The following is a 17857-nucleotide window of genomic DNA, read 5'->3' on the forward strand; positions in this document are numbered from 1 at the left end:
ATTTTACAAGAAAAGACGATTTTTTTTGCTCCTATTTTTAACATTCATTGAAAACGGGGCGTCCAGCAGTCAGCTTTGACTGGCTTTCTGGACAGCCCCTCTTGCGGCAATTGTTCTTTTATTTGTTGTTTTCAGTCAGCAAATTCATAATGATATCCAGCTGTTTTTCTACTGAAATCGGATCGCTAAAAAGAAATTTATTGAAATCGATGTTGTAGATCTTTCCCGCTTTCCCTGCCGGCGAATTTTGAATAAACTTGTCCACGCCCTTCAAGTCTTCCTCCGCGCCTTCATTCACGGCCAATATTAAATGGTCACCTATGAAATCGGGGAACACCTCGGCGGATATTTCCCATGTTTCCCCGTTAATAACGTCAGTTTTTACTTTTTCGGTTGGCTTCAAGCCTAAATACCTGTAAATAATGTTTCCTCCCATATTGGTGTCGCCGTAAACAAATAGCGAACCGGGGCGTACATTTAATATGGAGAAGGTTTCATCGGCACCAATAAGCGGACTAATCTTATCCTTGTAATCGGCTATTTTCGTCGCAAATGCCTCGTTCCATTGCCGCGCTTCCTCCTGCTTGCCAAGAATATCGCCAAACATTTCGACATCCTTGATCGGATCGCTGTGCTGCTCCACGACAATGGTTGGCGCGATCTGACTCAGTGCATCGTACCCGCCCTCCACGATCTCGGCGAATGGTGCCGTCGTTACGATCAGGTCGGGATCTAGCGACAAAATCTTCTCCGTATCGGGAGGATTTCCAACATCTGCAATGCCGGATGTATCGCTCAACAGAGTATTAGTCAGAAAGTAGGAACTCGCGCCTACCGGTTTTACCCCAACCGCCATCAGTTCGCCCAAATGAAAGAGGCTGACTACGCGCTGAGGCTTCACGGGAATTTCCGTTTTGCCCTTCAAATGCTCGTAAACACGCGTTTCTGCAGCGCCACTATTCGTGGCGGTCTCCGTTGAAGCAGGTTGGGTGGCCGGCGTCCCTGTATTGCTGCCGCCTGCCTGACATGCGCTCAGAAGCAAGGCTGTGCATAGCAGCATCTTGGCTCCGAGCGCGGATCTTGAAAATCTAAACATCGATGTTTCCCCTTCCTCATTGCAATGATAATAAGTCTCATTCTCATTATGGGAAGCGGCCATTGGGGAAACAATAGACGATTTTAACTGGCGTAATGGATTATGCTGAACCCTCTGCCGATTGTCCTCCCGAAATTGAAGCGGGGAGTGGCCGGTGTGTTTCTTGAACAAGCGACTGAAATAGTAGACATCCGCATAACCGACGCTGTTCGCGATTTCCTGGACACGAGCCTCTGATTTCAGCAAAAACTGCTTCGATTTTTGAATGCGTACATGAATCAGGTGTTCGATCGGGCCTACCCCTAGCTGACTCTTAAACAAGCGAGACAAGTAGCTCGCACTGCAATTGTAAACCCCGGCCAGTTCCTCGGCAGTAATCGATTCCCTATAATGCTCGTGAATATAGTGAATCACTTCAATGACCAGATTCGGCCTGCCGCCTTCCGTTGTGGACTTAAGGATTTGCCGTATGATCTCATACACGAAGGGAAGAAAAGCAGACTGCGCCTGCAGCTTGTCCATCGGGGTTGCTTGCAGCCATAGGCGATTCATCTCCTGACACTTTACCTGCAAAGGCAGCAATGCATAAGGAGAGAACACATACGTCATATGGAAGCTCTCCCGATCCTCCGGCGCCTCGCTATCAGCCTTATACAAAATCAAATAGCAGGAAAACTCGTCGCCCTGCGGCATAAAGCTCAGCTCCGCATTCTCCCCTCCATGTAAAATGTAAGGTGAACGCGCCCGATAAACCGTTCCCGACAGACTCACTTTCGCTTCTCCGTGGGTCGTTACCACAAAAAAACTTGTATGTGCCACATAGCGATCAGGGACAGTTCCATTCTCCGCACGAAGCTGACGAACATCCAGCAGGCGAACGGCCGCTCGGCTCCATCGTTCGACGTGTGCCTCCCAATCCATATGCGCTCCCCCTTCTCTCTATTTCAAGCTTGGTCGGACTTTTGCAAGTCTAACACAAATAACGCAATACCTTACTATAGCGAAAAATCGGTGATACCCTTTTTATAGGAATATTTCAAGGTATATGTTTCTTCTTTTCCATAGGGCATTGTTGCAATAAGTATACGAGTATAATCAAGCCTGCTCTCTCTTAAAACTCTTTTTACCAAGGCTATACCCCGTTCTTCTTCCGTAATAACACAAAATATATTAAGAGCATATTTTTTCGGGTCGGAAATGCATTTCCCCCTATCAAAGCCATCAACATAGCCTAAGTTAGCATCTGCTAGGGATATCTCCAAGTGTTCCATCACTTTATCTTTTAACCAATGGTCACGTTGGTTGCCATTTTCGCTTTTTAGTGGATACTGCACCACTAACCAAAATTTCTCACTCATGCAGATCCACCGGCCCATTACAGGTAATATATACTACACAAGCATTGGTCATACTTTCCACATTACCATGAATACTATCAGATAATTCATTATAACAAAGAAGCCTTGCCAGAGGGATGTTTACCAACACAGAATCTCGATTAACCGCAGCATCAAGTCTGCCATCTGAGCATTTGCTGATCCATCCCTTCAGATCAGATTTCTCCAACAATTGCTGCAACATGATCGTTACTTCCCCTCTTGTAATGTTAGCCTACGCCGGCACGCTCGATTCGTCTACGCTGCAGGCTATCTCTGATTAGGAGCCGAATAAAGCAACAAACCACAACCTTAAGCGGTTGTGGTTTGTTGCTGACGTCTAAGTAGCCGTATGTCGAAAGCTATCTCTTCATTGCAGTTTTTTAACCAAAATCGGAGTCAAACTATCTTTAAAGCTCGCATCTCCTAGCTGTCCGGCATTATTTTTTCCCCACGCCCATAAATTGCCGTCTTCCGTAATGGCTACGGCATGCTGATCTCCTAAAGCGATCGAGGTGACCTTCTCAATTCCGTCAATACGTCTCAATTTATGTACATTCTCAGATTCTAAAGGATCGTTTCCAATATTGTGCCCCAAAACCCATAGAGAGCCATCCTTTTTCAGAATTAGCGTGGATAACCCATTTGTAGCAATCGAAGAAACATCCGATAAACTTTTAATCTTTTCGGGTTGATTTACGAATTCCGTCTTAGCCGGCAGCCCCAGATTGCCTCTCGTGTTCTTTCCCCAGCCCCAGACCGTTCCGTCTTTCGCAATAGCGAAATTTTGCTGCCCCTGACCTTTGGATAATGCCGCGACATCTTTCAAGCCCTCAATCTGAACGGCCGAATAACTCGGGTTCATCTCAATATTACGAACGGTATAACTATTGTTTTCTGTAAACTTATCCGTTCTAAACTGCTTATCCGCTTGGACAAGCTTAAGATCTTCGCCATAAGCCGTCCATTTCCATACCGTTCCGTCTTCCCTCAAGATATTGACTCCGGCTTTACCGTCCCATGAAATATCTTTAGCATCGGTTATATTCTCAAGCTTGTGGATCCCATTGTAGAATACCAAAGGGTGCCATACCCATACAGATCCGTCTTTGTCGATTGCGGAATAAACCTCGCCGCCCGCGATTTTTACAATATTGGACAGTTCCTTGATTCGTTTGGGATCTGGAAATTCGCTAACAACCTCATAAGGCTTCTCGGAGAGGATCTTCAACTGGCGCCCCCACTCCCATACCGTACCATTCTTTTTCAGAAGGATATGGTTATCTCGGAAGGCTTGAATATCCGCTACGTCCTTTAAGCCGGGCATAAGTTGTGGGGTATTGTCTCGGAGCGTGTACTTATCTTTAATCGTATCCGCTATTCCTCCCCAATACCATACCGATCCGTCCGATAGTTGAGCAACGCTGTGATAATCGTAAGCGATAACGGTAGGCGGCTTGACGTCGGGCTTTGGCGCAGCAAGTGCCGGTACGGATAATACCACGGCTAATCCAGTTGCCAATAGAATCGACGAGCTAAATTTCGCCCATTTTCCTTTTTGTGCATTAACTTTCAACAAATCCACTCTCCAATCCTTTTTAATACTTCCAATATTTAAACAGAATTACCATCCAAAAAGTTCCTTATATTAGGAACTTCTCATAATTCTAATGATTGGGAGGCTAGGGGATACAGACACCCCCCTTAGGAAAATCATAATTCTCTGCAATAATTAGAGCCTAAAGCCCCTTGGGGACAGAAAGGTTCGGAAAGGCATTCGGAATAAACCAAGGAGCTAAGCGGCCTGTTCTCGCTTAGCTCCTTGGTCTTTGGCGTCCACCTCTGCCGACTGGTTAAAGGTCAAAGTCATTAAACAAGCAGCCGAAAGACACGCGTTGATTCGTCCTTTAAATCAAATTAGACTTCTTCAGCAATTGCTGCAGCATGATCACGAATCCAGTCGTTGCATCAACCGTTCAAACAGTGGTCTTTCCCGTAATTTTGTCATAGGACCAGATGTAAGATGATGCCAATACCGAGACGGATAGGCCTATCTTTCTTCTGCCTGCGACAACAAAAAAAAGCAGCCAACTCAGAAGAATCTGTGTAATGACTGCTTTCTATATTTTCTGGTTAGACACTAACTCCGTTGCAGACCGTTAGCCTGCAAAATGCCGTTCAAGATCACTTCAATTCCCCAATAAAACCGTTCCTTCGAAACGGTGTCCCCAGAGAACAACTCCTCTTTCAGACTGTGAATCAGCGGGAAACGAACCGGATCAGACGCTTGATAGGATTCCTGGATGGCGGTCATCTGTTCCTCTCCGTGCTTGGACCTGGCAGCCCTCTCGAAAGCAACTGAGGAAACGTACAACAATAACAGGTCCATCCCCCATGCAGCAGAGGTAGCCGTGATCCCCCCCTTGTGCAGGATCCTCAGCAAGTATTCATTCAATCGAAATGTATGGGTTCCGACTGGAATCACTTGAAGGGACAGCTCGGCAAGGCCAGGACGCTCAATCAGCAGCATCGCATACGCATCCAGAGCCTGGAACAGTTGCTCCTTCCATTTGCCATCCGTTAGCTCCGGCAGTACGAGCTCGCCAAGTCCATAATCCAGCACATAGGAGCTTAACTCCTGTAGATTCTTCACGTAAACATAAAGCGAGGAAGGTCCGGTATCCAGCGCTTTGGCCACTTTACGCATGCTCATGCCTGTCGCGCCTTCCTCTTTCAACAGCTCGTAGGCAGTCTTAACGATTAACTCATGACTGAGCGGTTCTTTGGCCGGACGAGCCCGGCGACTCACAATTGCACGGGTTGGTTTCATCATACTCTTCTTATATCATGCCGGATGCAAATAGTAAATCCGCCCGACAAACACTTTACGCTTGGATATTGTACTGCTCGATAAGCGAATTCATCAGGTTGTTAAGCTTCGGGGCAGCATCATCCGAGAAGCAAAGGACAAGATTGTCGTGAGACTCGCGAGCCTTCTCCGATGCATACTCGTACATCTTCTCTTCATACTCCTCGATAGCCTTAGCTTGATCTTCATTCCGTACGATAGCCAGCGCAAGCTCCATTGCGTCTTGCATCGCCAGATTGACGCCTTCTCCAGCAAAGGGGGACATGACGTGGGCCGCGTCACCAATCAGAGTAACACCGGAATTCCGCTTCCACTGAAACCCTACCGGCAACATGTAGATCCTTCTTGGAAGAACAGCGTCATCTGCGTAGCGGATATATTTTTTTAGAGATTCATTCCAATCCTCAAAGATCTCCAGCAGCTTAGATTTTGCTTCCTGCGGCTTATCCGCACTTATACCGCTGGTCTGAAGCCATTCACGTTCTGCCTTAAGACTGGCATAGACCTTAATCCGTCCGTCGCCGTTCAGTTGACCCAGAATCCCTTTGTTATCATCCAATGCAAACATCTTGCCGCGCCGGTTGAATGCAACAAGATCCGGGTAGCGATTGGCTGCGTCCACAACATTAAGCTCAAACATCGTCAAGCCTGAATAGCTAACATCCGTATCCGAAAGCATAGGACGGACTCGAGAGAAAGCACCATCAGCTCCAATCACAAGATCGGCCCTATCGACGAACCCATTCTCGAAATGAAGCTCGGTCATCCCGTTATCGAGGGAACAAGCCTTATTAAGCTTATACCCGTATCGGAGGATCGTAGGATCAAGCTTGCTCAAGAGCAAATCACAAAGCACTCCCCGGTCGATCTCCGGCCGCCCCCCTTGCTCATCCTCATCGGCCACTTCGTCAATAAAGCACTTCCCCGTCTTATCGAATAGCCGAAAATCCTCCCCCTCATAGCGAGCCACCTGTTGAAAAGCCTCAAAAAGACCGGCTTCCTTTAGCGCTTGTTGACCGGAATTTTCATGAATATCTAGGGAACCTCCGCGTTCATGGCTCTTGTCTTCTAGCTCCCGCTCATAAATGACAGAGGGGATTCCGTGCTTCTGAAGAATAAGCGCAAGCGTAAGTCCACCAGGACCGCCTCCAATAATTGCGATACGTCTATGATCATTCCTCGTTGTTGTTTTCATGGTAAACATCTCCTTAGTATTTTTAGCTGTTAAGCTGACATTACTTAGATTGAATTTGAAAATATGTGGAAGTATTAGATTCGGTACGCTTTGCAAAAAATAAACTGAGAAGGAGTGCCGCAATCGCAAACCCCAGAGTTATCCAGAACGTGGAACCGAAGGCATGCCCCAACTGATCGAGAGAATGATCGATTGGAAGCTCTCTGATCCTCCCGGCAAGATAAGCCATCGTAATCGTCACACCGAAGGAGGACATAATTTGCTGGGCGGAAGTCGTGATCGGGGTCACGCGGCTGACTAATTCCTTAGGAGCCGACTTAAGCACATGGGTATTGATCTGCATCATCGTCAATCCTTGGCCAAGCCCTGCAAAGGCAAAGCTGCACATGATGTAAAACGGACTGCTATGGGCAGTAACTTGCGTCAAAGCAAGTAACGATCCGGACAAAGACAGAATGCCGATTATCGCGACCGGTCGAACACCGTAACGGTCAAACATTTTACCGCCAAGGTTGATCCCGATTGTCGACAAGACCGCCTGCGGGATGACATACAGTCCCGCCTCAAGAGGCGAAAATCCCTTTACCTGCTGCAAATAAAGAGGGAACAATAGAATGCTGCCGAACAACGCTATCTGATTAAGCCATGCGACGATAATCCCATGTACGAATGCCGGAGAACGGAACACCCTAAGCTCCAGCAGCGGATATTTCTGCCTCAGCTCATGCCGGATAAATACAGCCAGCACCAGGGTACCGAACAGGATTGAGCCAAGCGTCCATACATCAGACCAGCCCTTCTCTCCAGCTTGATGAACCCCGAAGACAAGCGCGACGGCGGAGATCGGCGCCAAGAGTGCGCCGATTACATCGAGCTTACTGTTGTGCCTTGGCTTCGCTAGGGGAAGATATCTCCACGCCAATAGCAACGCGACAAAACCAACCGGCACATTGAGGACAAAGATCCAGTGCCAATTCATAAACTCAATCAACCAGCCAGAAAGCACAGGACCTAGAATTGGCGCAAGCAGCATCGGAATGCCGAGGATGCCCATGACTGAACCGCGCTTATCGGGAGGCGAAACAGAGAACACCGTTGCAATCCCGATCGGGGCTATCATGCCTCCCCCGAGCCCTTGCAGGATACGGAAGAGGATCAGTTGCTCAGGCGTCTGAGCCAGTGCACACAGCATAGAAGCGATCACAAACAGCACAATACTCGTCATAAACATTCGTTTCGACGAGAAACGGTCCGAGAACCAACCCGCGAGCGGAATTACGGCTGATAACGACAACGTATACGACGTAATGACCCATTGTATGGTGCTCAGATTGGTCTGAAAGGCGCTTACCAATTTGGGAATTGCCACGTTCATAATCGTACTGTCCAAAATAACCAGAAACATCCCCGAAGCCACTGCAAGCAACACTGGCAATATTTGTTTCAATGAAAATTCGGCCTGCGCACTTGCTGTGTGATTAGCTGGCCCTATATTAATTATCCCCACTTCTCTCTGCATGAATTTCAAGGCATGCTTATTGAGCTCTGATAAGCACATTTCATTTATATCATCACGAACATCGTTCGTCAAGAACAGTGTTCGTTAGTGAGTTAAGAGCGTGTGGTACAGAAATTGACAGATACAGCCGATTAGATACGCTATTCTGCCGCAGCTGATCATAATGGCAGCTCTAGCGAAACGAGCTGGCTGGGGAGACTCCCGGTTTCTTGCCACAAAAAAACTCTGACCTCGTGCGGTCAGAGTTTTTTGGGTGGGGGCTAAGTAAATCCACAAATCGCCGAGAGTTATTTTCTAGCCTCAACTGTTCTTTAGCAACGCATCAGCCACCGATGGAATAATCCGTTTAAGGATCTTCAGCAACTTAACCTTGCCGATCGGCACCTCGAGTCGATCGCGCCTGTATGCATGCCAGAACTGCTCTGCAAGCTGCCTTGGAGATAGCTTCACCCCGTTGCCTCTCCCCCTCGTCATCTCGGTGTCCACGAGTGGCGGTATGATCTCGAACACCCGAATTTGCGTCGATTCCAACTGGTACCTTAACGCCTTCGTGAAAAGATGGATGCCCGCTTTTGTCGCGCAATACACGGGAGCGCTTTTTTTCGGCGAAATGGCCAGTCCCGATGATACGTTCACGATAGCAGCTTCCTCCCTAAGCGCGAGCAAGGGCAGCAGCTTCGCCGTCAGTCGGATCGGAGAGGTCAGATTCAAACCGATTTCTTCAGAAATCCGTTCGCCGATCTTCCCATCTTGCGGGTCAAGAAACGACTCTAAGTACTGCATCGCCGCATTGTTCACGAGCACGCTTAAATCGGAATGCTTCTCGTTAAGCTTAGCCGCAAGCGAATCGGTTTCCTCTTCCGAGCGCAAGTCACAGACGTATGCGACGATGTCCGGACATTTGTCTTTCACCGCATCCAGCTTTTTCTGGTCTCTTCCAACGACAATCACCTTATTCCCTTCGTGAACGAACCGTTCCGTCAAAGCCAGTCCAATCCCCGATGCGCCTCCCGTAATGAGTACCGTATGTCCTGCTTTTTTCATCAATCCATCTCCTCTCTCGTCCCCTTATTCTAAAAGAAGGAGTGGAGATTCTCATTAACCTAGGTTAATCTTCGGCGAATCCGGCTCAGCGCGACGGGTGTAATACCCAGATACGCAGCAATGTGATACTGCGGGACCCGGTGTTCCAAATGCTTGTATCGACCAAGAAATAGACGGTATCGCTCTTCCGCAGAAAGCATAAGCAGCTCCCTTTCGCGTCTTTCCTTGCTGATGAACATACGCTCGGCGATTTTTCGCCCAAGCTTCTCCCAGCAAACGTGCCTATCGAACAGCGCCTCAAAATCCCGAAACCGAACGACGAGCAGCTGGCTATCCATCAGCGCCTGGATAGAAAAATAGGCTGGTTCCTTCATCAACAAAGAGCTGTAGGACGCCACAAATTCGTTCTGCCCACAAAAGCTCTTGTTATATTCGGCGCCATCGGATGTCGTATAGTAAAGTCGAAACAGACCACTCAAGCAAAAACCAATATCCGCCGTTAGTTCCCCGGCCCGCACGAAATGGCTCTGTGAAGGCACGATTCTACTTTCGACCAACGCTCGGAAAAACTCCCGCTCCTTCGGTGGAATCTCGACAAGCTGTTCGAATGCAGACAATAAAAGCTCGATCTCTTTCTCTTCGACCTTCATCTCCAATCCCCCCTACTCACCATTTATTCGTGGTGTGTACGGTGTTTCCTTCGGCGAAAAACAAAGTATATCCTGATACCCGTTGTGTATATCGCAAAAATCCACAACCTCATGCGGTTGTGGATTTACATGGTGGAGGTGAACCGTGGCCTTGCAAAACCACAATTCGCCGGAGTTTGATGTTGAAATTGTCTGGGAGGACCTATATCCTTGGACATATTCCTTTGGACAGTACGCAAGCGTAAATTAAAGGTTATATATTTACAAACAAACTGTATGTATGTTATGGTGAGTCCATATTAAAATAAAGGGGATGTTTACCAATGATCACTACAAGCTTCTACCCTGTTATATTGACGGAGAAGGTTGCCTTGAGTTCAACATTTTACTCAACATATTTTCAATTTGAAAAGGTATATGAAGCCGACTGGTACGTGAGCCTTAGATTGACTAATGGTAAAGTCCCTTATGAATTAGCTCTCTTGGACGCATCGCACCCTACCATACCGCCTGTTTACCAAAAGAGAGTCCAAGGTTTGATTCTAAACTTTGAAGTAGATGACGTGGGTTCAGAATATAAGAGACTTATTTTGAATGAGAAGCTGCCCTTGCAACTCGATATTCGTAATGAAGAATTTGGACAGAGACATTTCATAACCAGCGATCCTAATGGTGTATTAATTGATATCATACAAATTATCCCACCATCGGAAACAGAGAGTGCTAAGTATGCAGATCAGATATGGTTGAATAATAACGATGGTGAAATGGAATGAGTACTACGGTACAATTAAAACATTATTTTGCTGGAGAGTTGGCCGTTCGTCTTTGCAGATTGATTAGCCCGTACTATCCTGATTTCCCTGCAGAAGTATTCGTCGAATCCGTTATAAAAAGGGTCGAACCACTTGAACTAAAAGAACGAGTCGCCGTAATTACCGACCAATTAAGACAAGCATTGCCCTCTGATTATTCGGTAGCGCTGAACATTCTATTGCATATTCTTGGACCGGAGAATGAAACCGAAGAGGGAATGTTCAACAATGGATATTTTCTAATGCCTGTTGCCTATTTTGTTGAAAAGTATGGGCTAGAGAACTTCGAGATCTCCATGCATGCTATGTATGAGATCACAAAAAGATATACATCAGAATATGCCATCCGTCCTTATCTTGAAGTTCACCTAGAAGATACAATAGATCAGCTAAGGCAATGGTCGCGTGATGCTAACCCTCATGTCCGCCGTTTAGTTAGTGAAGGAACCCGCCCACGTCTTCCCTGGGCAAAACGAATCCACGTAATCAAGGGAGACCCTGCTAATAATCTTGCCTTACTGGAGCGCTTGTGGGATGATCCTTCCTTCTATGTAAGAAAATCTGTGGCTAACCATTTGAATGATTTAACGAAAGACTATAAGGAAATTACACTTAACTGGCTAAATAATCGATTGGAGTATGAGGGGAAGCATCGCACCTGGATGATTCGTCATTCACTGCGATCATTAACAAAATCAGGAGATCATGCGGCAATAGCACTTTTGGAGAAGCTTTGAAAGCAGTCTGATTAATGGGCAAGAAGAGATCGGGACAGGAGACAAACTGTTTATGAGAAGAAACAAAGAAGAAACGAATGAAACCATCAACAGATTGATAGAAGTTTCCAGAGGTTATTTTACCGAACACGGGTATGCGGACTCTGCTTTGGAGGATATTGCCAAGGAATCCAGGCTTACACGAGGGGCACTCTATCATCATTTTAAGAGTAAAAAAGGTCTCTTTCATGTTGTACTGGAGTCGGTTCAGAAAGACGTTGCAGAACGAATTGAGTCGGAAGCAGCGAAAAGTGAGGATGTATGGGAACAGTTGCTCCTTGGATGCATTGCATTCGTAGCTGCCGCAGTTGAGCCTCAGAACAAACGCATTATGCTCGTGGACGGACCCGCTGTATTGGGATGGGAGACTTGGCGGAGTATGGACGAACATAACTCCATGCGCTTACTACGGGGGCAACTGCAAACTATGGAGGAGCAAGGATGCCTCAAACAGGGGTCGATTGAAGCAATGACTCATTGTCTATCTGGAGCCTTGAATGAATCAGCGCTCTGGATTGCACAAATGCCAGATTATGAGCAAGCATTAGCGGAAACCAAAATCATCATCTCCAATATGTTGAATGGTTTTAGAAGTTAAGTTGAATAAGCTGTAAGCAAAAACCACATCCTCATGCGGATGTGGTTTTACATGGTGGAGCCGAGGGGAGTCGAACCCCTGTCCGAAGATCACGCCACGCGGCTTTCTACGGGTGTAGCTGCAATCTTGATGTCACCTGAACGGCCGCCTTATTAGGTTGAATTTCACGTCTATAATTGTATAATTGTTATAACAGTTAAATATAATTATGAGGCACACTTATGAATAGGATGGTTGAGATGGAACGAAAAGTAACCAAATTTGGTAACAGCCTGGGGATAACCATGACTGACGCATTGAAGCAAATTGGATTGAATCAAGGTGATACAGTCAACATTGAGGTTAGTCCAGACTCAGCGGAAATTATTATTAAAAAGTCAACAAAAGTCTCATTGCCTGTAGGAATCAGCCCAGACTTTATGACTGCTTTGACAGATGTCATTGAAGAATACGATCAAACGCTTCAAGGACTGAAAGATAGATGACGCAAACTCGTTATTTATCTGTTCAGGAAGTAATAGCCATTAATGTAGCCATGATTCAACGTTACAGTCCAGGGGAACATATTGGCGTTAAAGAAACTGGGTTGCTCGAATCAGTTGTCCACCGACCGCAATCCTCGATATTTGGCGAAGATGCTTATCCCACTATTTATGAAAAGGCTGCCGCTTTGTTCGAATCGATTGGGCAAAACCATCCTTTTCACAATGCAAATAAACGAACAGCTTTTACAGCACTGGTTATATTTCTGCGTTACAATGACCTGCACTTTAAAATGGATGCCCAGAAAGCAGAAGATTTTACGGTGGATATGGTTAATCATCAATTTGATCGTAGACACGCCGCTACAATCATTGAAGCCCACTCCACTCCAATAACAAAATAAAGAGCAAAAACACCATCCTCATGCGGATGGTGTTCATAGTGGTATAACTCCTCCTAACTGCCGCTTTAACGACATACAGCTAATCATCTTCTCTGAAATGAATATGCTCGTGATGAATCCCATCCATGCCGACAATCTTGCCACTCTTCTTGTGAAAGTAGGGAAACATCCGATTGATGGGCAGCTTCAGCAATTGATAATTCATATCTTTCTGCAATCCTTCCAGTTCTTTCACAGCTTTTTCGCGTGAAGTGAACAGTCCGACGGGATAGAAATTAGGGAAACTGCTCTTATTCTCCGCTACAAATATAGCCCATACATACTCATCCATTGTCGTTAACCTCCACCTTTATTGCGTCGCTGAGAAGCCTAAGTAATCTTCATAATGACGGGATAATTATTCAAAAATTTGACTTCGAAGAATCGTTACAGCAGCTACATCCCTGCCGTTCCAGAGCTTGAAACAATATCCTTGCTGCCATGAGTGCCAGGGTGCACTCTCTGCAATAAACTTTACCTCTGCATTGGTTTCCCATGACTCAGGTATCCGCCCTATGATCTTCACAAGTACCGTCCACGCGGTTGTATCCTCTTCGCGCCTTTGCCAAGACCCGTAATCGTTACGACAGCACCCAATATAAGCGCATTCTAAAACGTAACAGCACCCGTCTGGAATCAGTTCTGAAGCATCTGAGCAATTCCCTAGAATCGATCGTCCTGGAATCTGTCCTTGAAGGCATACTCGCGATCGAACCCCAATGCCTCCTTCGGAATCGAGGGCTAACGCCCCCTCGTTACTTGCTCTCCCCAATCGCTCGCCACCTATATTTATAGCTTGCGGGTCTTTATGCCAAATATAATCACTAAATTTCAGTATAGAAAATAAGTTGTCATCAGTAAATTCCTGAGCATTTGCGCCTGTCGTTTTTTTGGAGTATCGCCATCAATAAATGGCTACAACCCGAGTTGTAATTCATAATGCTCGCCTAGAGCATTCGCCAATGGTTTTCCAATACATATTTGACCCATTTTGAGCTGTAAATCATATGTGGCCAGCGAATCCCATTCTTCTTTCTCTTGCCAATTGAAACCTGAGCTCATCACTAGCAGATGATCAATTGTAATAGTATTCTTTAATCAGAATCTGTAACCAACATTGGAAGGTAGTCAACTATCGGGATTATGAGACTTGAAATAAGCCCCTTGTCGTAAGCAATACAGATTAACGATGAAGCTAAAGCCCTTTATTAATTGGTTCCTGATGAAAAGCTTTTTCAAAGAGCGCAAAATATTATGTGTATTTTACAACAGATTTAGTACAAGCTTTACTATTTACTTTGACGTCGCGTCAACTTGTATCCTTATGCTAAGGGAGGGACGGACATGGAACTGCAAACCATTAGCGAGGTTTCTAGGCTGTTTGGCATTTCGACCCGGACGCTGAGATATTACGAGAAAATCGGGTTGATCAACCCTATGAAAAAAGTAGACTTCGCTTATCGCGTATATGATGCTGATGCCGTTATGCGCCTGCGTCGGATTATTGTGTTGCGCAAACTACGGATACCGCTCAGACAGATAGCTGAGATATTAAAAAGTGCCGACGCACGCATTGCTATCGAGACGTTGGAGCATAATCTTGCCGAAATTGAAGATGAAATCGCTGCGCTCGCGACCATTCGCCGTGTTATAGAAGTATTTATTGAAAGGTTGAACTATGGCGGCATGAAGTTCGCATTGCCAGACGATGAAAATTTGCTGGAGGTTGTGGATGCGCTGACTGTCTCAAAAATCAATTTTAAGGAGGAAAAGTCAATGAATGAACTGAGCCAAGCCAACGAGAAGCTCACCAATCTAACAGATGTTAGGATAATATACCTGCCGCCCATGACTGTGGCTGCCGCCAGCGGGATTGGAGAGGATAGCGAGGGAAAAGCCTCTGATATAATTAACCGGTTTGTGAGGGAAAGTAATCTGCTCAAGATCAAGCCCGATATTCGGCACTTTGGATTCGATTGCTCCGCCGGTCAAACTGGCGTAGGGGAACCCTCGCGCAAGTATCAGATGTGGGTCACCATTCCAGAGGATATGGACGTGCCGGAACCGCTTATCAAGCGCACTTTCTCAGGCGGCCTGTATGCCGCGCATATGATCATGATGGGGAATTTCGACCATTGGAAATTGCTGCATGATTGGGTAGCAGAGAATGATAAGTACGAAAATGACTGGCGCACCGTTCGTTGTTCTCCCTGCGAAGACGATATGGACAGATGCATGGAGGAACAGTTGAATTTCTGGGGCAACCTGCAAAATCCAGAATTTAACCTAAGTGATATGCAGCTGGATTTATTGTTTCCAGTAAGGTTAAAGAATTGTTTTTAGTTGAAACCGTAGGAACTGCGCCACTGCCATCCGAGATTCCTCGGATTCAGAGTCCGCAGTCTCGTGCGCGATCGAACCCCCATGTCCTCCTCCGGACTGGGGCGACTCCCCCGTTTCTTTCCACATAAAAACTCTGACCTCATGCGGTCAGAGTTTTTTGGGTGGAGGCGAATCGTGTCTGTATGAAACCACAATTCTTCACTCTCTTCCTCTATTCCCTTTAATACTACATTCGTTATAAGCCCTTACTTGAATGTATCGGGATATTTCGCTAATTCTAACTGATCTTCTATCGGAAAAATATCAGTAATCGGTTTATAACTTATTCGGATAATTCGTTCATTATCTTGGGCGGTATAGGGTTTGAAATCAGACTCTATTCCACCCCTTAGTTGATTATCCAGTTGTAAGGATAATACTGGCTCAACTTTAGAAAAGTTAAAGTTCTTCAGTTCAATTGAGCGTATTGCCTTATTGCGATAATCTCGATAATGAATCGTTAAATTCTTCATATCGAATACAATACTCCAATAAGTAAAAGTAGGCGGAATCTTGTGCCCAACCCATCTCCAGATGCTTCCAAAAGAGGGCTTCACCGACACTTCTTCTAAAACGGTAAAAGCCTCCTTGATCGGAATTTGCGAAGATACATACTGTAGACTCTTATTCTCCACTATGCGATAGGCAAGTGTAAAACGGTCCAGAGAATTCACTCGCTTCGACAGCTTAGATATAGAGGTTCCTTTGAATTTGTTCGCATATTGTAGTGACTTATCGAAGCTGGTATTCGTTACCGTAAAGTACTGTGCATCCTTGATCACCTGTGGCTTTCCAGCAATAAATTCAATGATGACGGTATGTCCTGAAGCATCTGAAACCGTATAGTGCAGCTCATACATTGATTTTTCTAATCTTATGTGATCTAGATTATTGACCACTTCTTCTACCGAAGCATACTGGTCTAACTGATATTGAATCCATTGCAGCTCATTTAGAGCAGGTCTGTTGTCTGCTTCCGGATATTGCCCATCCTCATGATACATCATAGCAATAGCCAAGCCTCTTTCATTCATTCCACTCGACGGTAACTCACGTCCAAACTGCGTGAAGGTAACACTTCCATATTTAGATGTCCACGTTACTCCCTTTTTGCCATCTTCCCTAAGAGAGTCCTTCAATAAGTCTCTCTTACTTACTACAATTAGGCCATGCCCATAATAGAAATCATAGTTTTGTCCCAGTAAAATGGATTCATTATTTTGAAGCGTAAATGTAGTACACATAAGAAATCCCTCCAATAAAATAAGCTCCCTAGATTTCCAAGTCAACTTCCTTCTCGTTAACTTGAAATTACCAAAACGCTCATCTTATTGTTTGATTCTTATTGCTACTTTTATTTGTATTATCGAATTGAAAATGAAATCCCCATTGTTGAGTCTTCTCGATGTGGTCCTTTAAAATTTGCACCATATCTTTCAAGCAATAACTCATTTGTTAGTTCGTACTCTAAATAAGGGATGCGATAACTATATAGGAACTGATAGGTATTAATAATTTTCTCTTCTTCACCTGCAAATAGCTTACCTTCATGGTTATAGGTAACCATCTTCGCGTATTCGATGCACTTTGCTGTCATTCCTAACGGCAAGTCAGAGTGATCAGTAACCTCCACAGCAATTAACTCTTTATATTGAGCAATCTCTTCAGAATGATCAATATCATAACAAACACGATAAATGGTTTCATTCACACAGTTTGGTATCCGCTCAGCCTCTTGTATAAAATGCTCCATTGCTTCAATCACTGTGAAGCTGTTATTATCGTTGGTTACTCTTTCAATGCCCACCAGTCTTAAATCTTTTATGATCTCAATCTTCTCATTAACTACGATTTTTCCACTTACGTTTTTTATTTGCAGCTTAATTGCATCTATATTAATTTTATTCGTCCTGCTTGAACGCCAGTTATAATCATTCATGCTTCGGAACCTAGCAGGGGGATAATGAAATAGCTTCTTGAAATTACGTGTAAATACTTCTTGCGAATTAAAACCATACTTTACAGCTGTCTTTAAGATGTCATCATTTGTGTTGCGAAGATGCTCCGCTGCCTTACTAAGTTTTCTTCCTTTTATGTATTCGTGAACGGTTATACCAACAATCGCTTTAAATAATCGGTAAAAGTGAAACTTGGAAATATAGGATTTACTCACAGCTTCATCAATATCGATTTCCTCATCAAGATGATCTTCAATATAATCAATAAATCTCTGAGTTCCTTGAAAGTAATCCAACAATAACACCTCTTCCCGTCGTGATTCACAGTCATTATATGGGATTATGCTAGTCATGTAACTACTCCAAGCATCGGAATCTCATTAAGGGTACATTGGTCATTTACTAGGATTATGCTTACCATACATTAAAGAGTCGAGGAAAAGCAAAATCCACAACCTCACGCGGTTGTGGATTTACATGGTGGAGGCGAGGGGAGTATCCAATTCCTCATTATACTTGCTGACGAAGCTTGATCGACGATGACAATCTTAGCGGTAGAATTGAATTGCGTGCTCAGACTGCTCCGCAGCCTTCCGCGCGATCGAACCCCAATGCCCTCCTTCGGACTGGGGGCAATCATCGACCCTCGCTACT

General features: G+C 45.2%; 18 protein-coding genes. 6 read left to right on the plus strand and 12 right to left on the minus strand.

Going from position 1 to position 17857, the window contains the following annotated elements; genetic code table 11:
• Positions 1-118: 118 nt before the first annotated feature.
• From ACFO1S_RS12895 to ACFO1S_RS12935, 9 genes are all read right to left on the minus strand, one after another.
• Positions 119-1789 (minus strand): helix-turn-helix domain-containing protein, encoded by a 1671-nt coding sequence (locus ACFO1S_RS12895; protein ID WP_378126900.1) that lies wholly within the window; start codon positions 1787-1789, stop codon positions 119-121.
• A 302-nt stretch (positions 1790-2091) separates the two neighbouring features.
• Positions 2092-2454 (minus strand): hypothetical protein, encoded by a 363-nt coding sequence (locus ACFO1S_RS12900; RefSeq protein WP_204601849.1) that lies wholly within the window; start codon positions 2452-2454, stop codon positions 2092-2094.
• A complete protein-coding gene (locus ACFO1S_RS12905; RefSeq protein WP_204601850.1) occupies positions 2447-2677 on the minus strand; it encodes a hypothetical protein in 231 nt (76 codons plus the stop codon). Before ACFO1S_RS12905 ends, ACFO1S_RS12900 begins: the two co-directional genes overlap by 8 nt.
• A gap of 165 nt (positions 2678-2842) precedes the next feature.
• The gene (locus ACFO1S_RS12910) at positions 2843-4048 is read right to left on the minus strand and encodes an RCC1 domain-containing protein (RefSeq protein WP_204601851.1); all 1206 of its coding nucleotides are present in this window, start codon (positions 4046-4048) and stop codon (positions 2843-2845) included.
• A gap of 564 nt (positions 4049-4612) precedes the next feature.
• On the minus strand, positions 4613-5305 hold the full coding sequence (locus tag ACFO1S_RS12915; protein WP_204601852.1) for a TetR/AcrR family transcriptional regulator: 693 nt from the start codon (positions 5303-5305) through the stop codon (positions 4613-4615).
• 52 nt (positions 5306-5357) lie between these two features.
• On the minus strand, positions 5358-6536 hold the full coding sequence (locus ACFO1S_RS12920) for an FAD-dependent oxidoreductase (protein WP_204601853.1): 1179 nt from the start codon (positions 6534-6536) through the stop codon (positions 5358-5360).
• 40 nt (positions 6537-6576) lie between these two features.
• Positions 6577-8127 (minus strand): MDR family MFS transporter, encoded by a 1551-nt coding sequence (locus ACFO1S_RS12925; protein WP_378126903.1) that lies wholly within the window; start codon positions 8125-8127, stop codon positions 6577-6579.
• Between the two features lie 228 nt (positions 8128-8355).
• Positions 8356-9099, minus strand: a complete 744-nt coding sequence (locus ACFO1S_RS12930) for an SDR family oxidoreductase (protein ID WP_204601854.1) — start codon at positions 9097-9099, stop codon at positions 8356-8358.
• A 59-nt stretch (positions 9100-9158) separates the two neighbouring features.
• The gene (locus ACFO1S_RS12935; protein ID WP_204601855.1) at positions 9159-9749 is read right to left on the minus strand and encodes a Crp/Fnr family transcriptional regulator; all 591 of its coding nucleotides are present in this window, start codon (positions 9747-9749) and stop codon (positions 9159-9161) included.
• Between the two features lie 323 nt (positions 9750-10072).
• On the opposite strand from ACFO1S_RS12935, the gene ACFO1S_RS12940 reads away from it, so the two are divergent.
• The 5 genes from ACFO1S_RS12940 (at position 10073) to ACFO1S_RS12960 (ending at position 12824) form a co-directional block, all read left to right on the plus strand.
• The gene (locus tag ACFO1S_RS12940; RefSeq protein ID WP_204601856.1) at positions 10073-10525 is read left to right on the plus strand and encodes a VOC family protein; all 453 of its coding nucleotides are present in this window, start codon (positions 10073-10075) and stop codon (positions 10523-10525) included.
• Positions 10522-11301 (plus strand): DNA alkylation repair protein, encoded by a 780-nt coding sequence (locus tag ACFO1S_RS12945; protein ID WP_204601857.1) that lies wholly within the window; start codon positions 10522-10524, stop codon positions 11299-11301. Before ACFO1S_RS12940 ends, ACFO1S_RS12945 begins: the two co-directional genes overlap by 4 nt.
• Before the next feature lie 52 nt (positions 11302-11353).
• Positions 11354-11938 (plus strand): TetR/AcrR family transcriptional regulator, encoded by a 585-nt coding sequence (locus ACFO1S_RS12950; RefSeq protein ID WP_204601858.1) that lies wholly within the window; start codon positions 11354-11356, stop codon positions 11936-11938.
• A gap of 239 nt (positions 11939-12177) precedes the next feature.
• Positions 12178-12423, plus strand: coding sequence for an AbrB/MazE/SpoVT family DNA-binding domain-containing protein (locus ACFO1S_RS12955; protein WP_378126906.1), 246 nt, complete (start codon positions 12178-12180; stop codon positions 12421-12423).
• The gene (locus ACFO1S_RS12960; protein WP_204601860.1) at positions 12420-12824 is read left to right on the plus strand and encodes a type II toxin-antitoxin system death-on-curing family toxin; all 405 of its coding nucleotides are present in this window, start codon (positions 12420-12422) and stop codon (positions 12822-12824) included. Before ACFO1S_RS12955 ends, ACFO1S_RS12960 begins: the two co-directional genes overlap by 4 nt.
• 79 nt (positions 12825-12903) lie before the next feature.
• On the opposite strand, the gene ACFO1S_RS12965 is transcribed toward ACFO1S_RS12960, so the two are convergent.
• A complete protein-coding gene (locus tag ACFO1S_RS12965) occupies positions 12904-13155 on the minus strand; it encodes a hypothetical protein (RefSeq protein WP_204601861.1) in 252 nt (83 codons plus the stop codon).
• 1052 nt (positions 13156-14207) lie between these two features.
• Between ACFO1S_RS12965 and ACFO1S_RS12970 the strand changes: the two genes are divergently transcribed.
• Complete coding sequence (locus tag ACFO1S_RS12970; RefSeq protein WP_204601862.1) at positions 14208-15206, plus strand: MerR family transcriptional regulator; 999 nt, start codon at positions 14208-14210, stop codon at positions 15204-15206.
• Positions 15207-15451: 245 nt separating this feature from the next.
• Here the strand turns inward: ACFO1S_RS12970 and ACFO1S_RS12975 are convergent, their stop codons facing one another.
• Positions 15452-16489, minus strand: a complete 1038-nt coding sequence (locus tag ACFO1S_RS12975) for a linear amide C-N hydrolase (RefSeq protein WP_204601863.1) — start codon at positions 16487-16489, stop codon at positions 15452-15454.
• Between the two features lie 119 nt (positions 16490-16608).
• Entirely contained in the window at positions 16609-17499 is an 891-nt protein-coding gene (locus ACFO1S_RS12980; protein WP_204601864.1) for a helix-turn-helix domain-containing protein, read from the minus strand.
• Positions 17500-17857: the final 358 nt, after the last annotated feature.

Source organism: Cohnella boryungensis, from assembly GCF_042651945.1.
Lineage (GTDB): Bacteria > Bacillota > Bacilli > Paenibacillales > Paenibacillaceae > Cohnella > Cohnella boryungensis.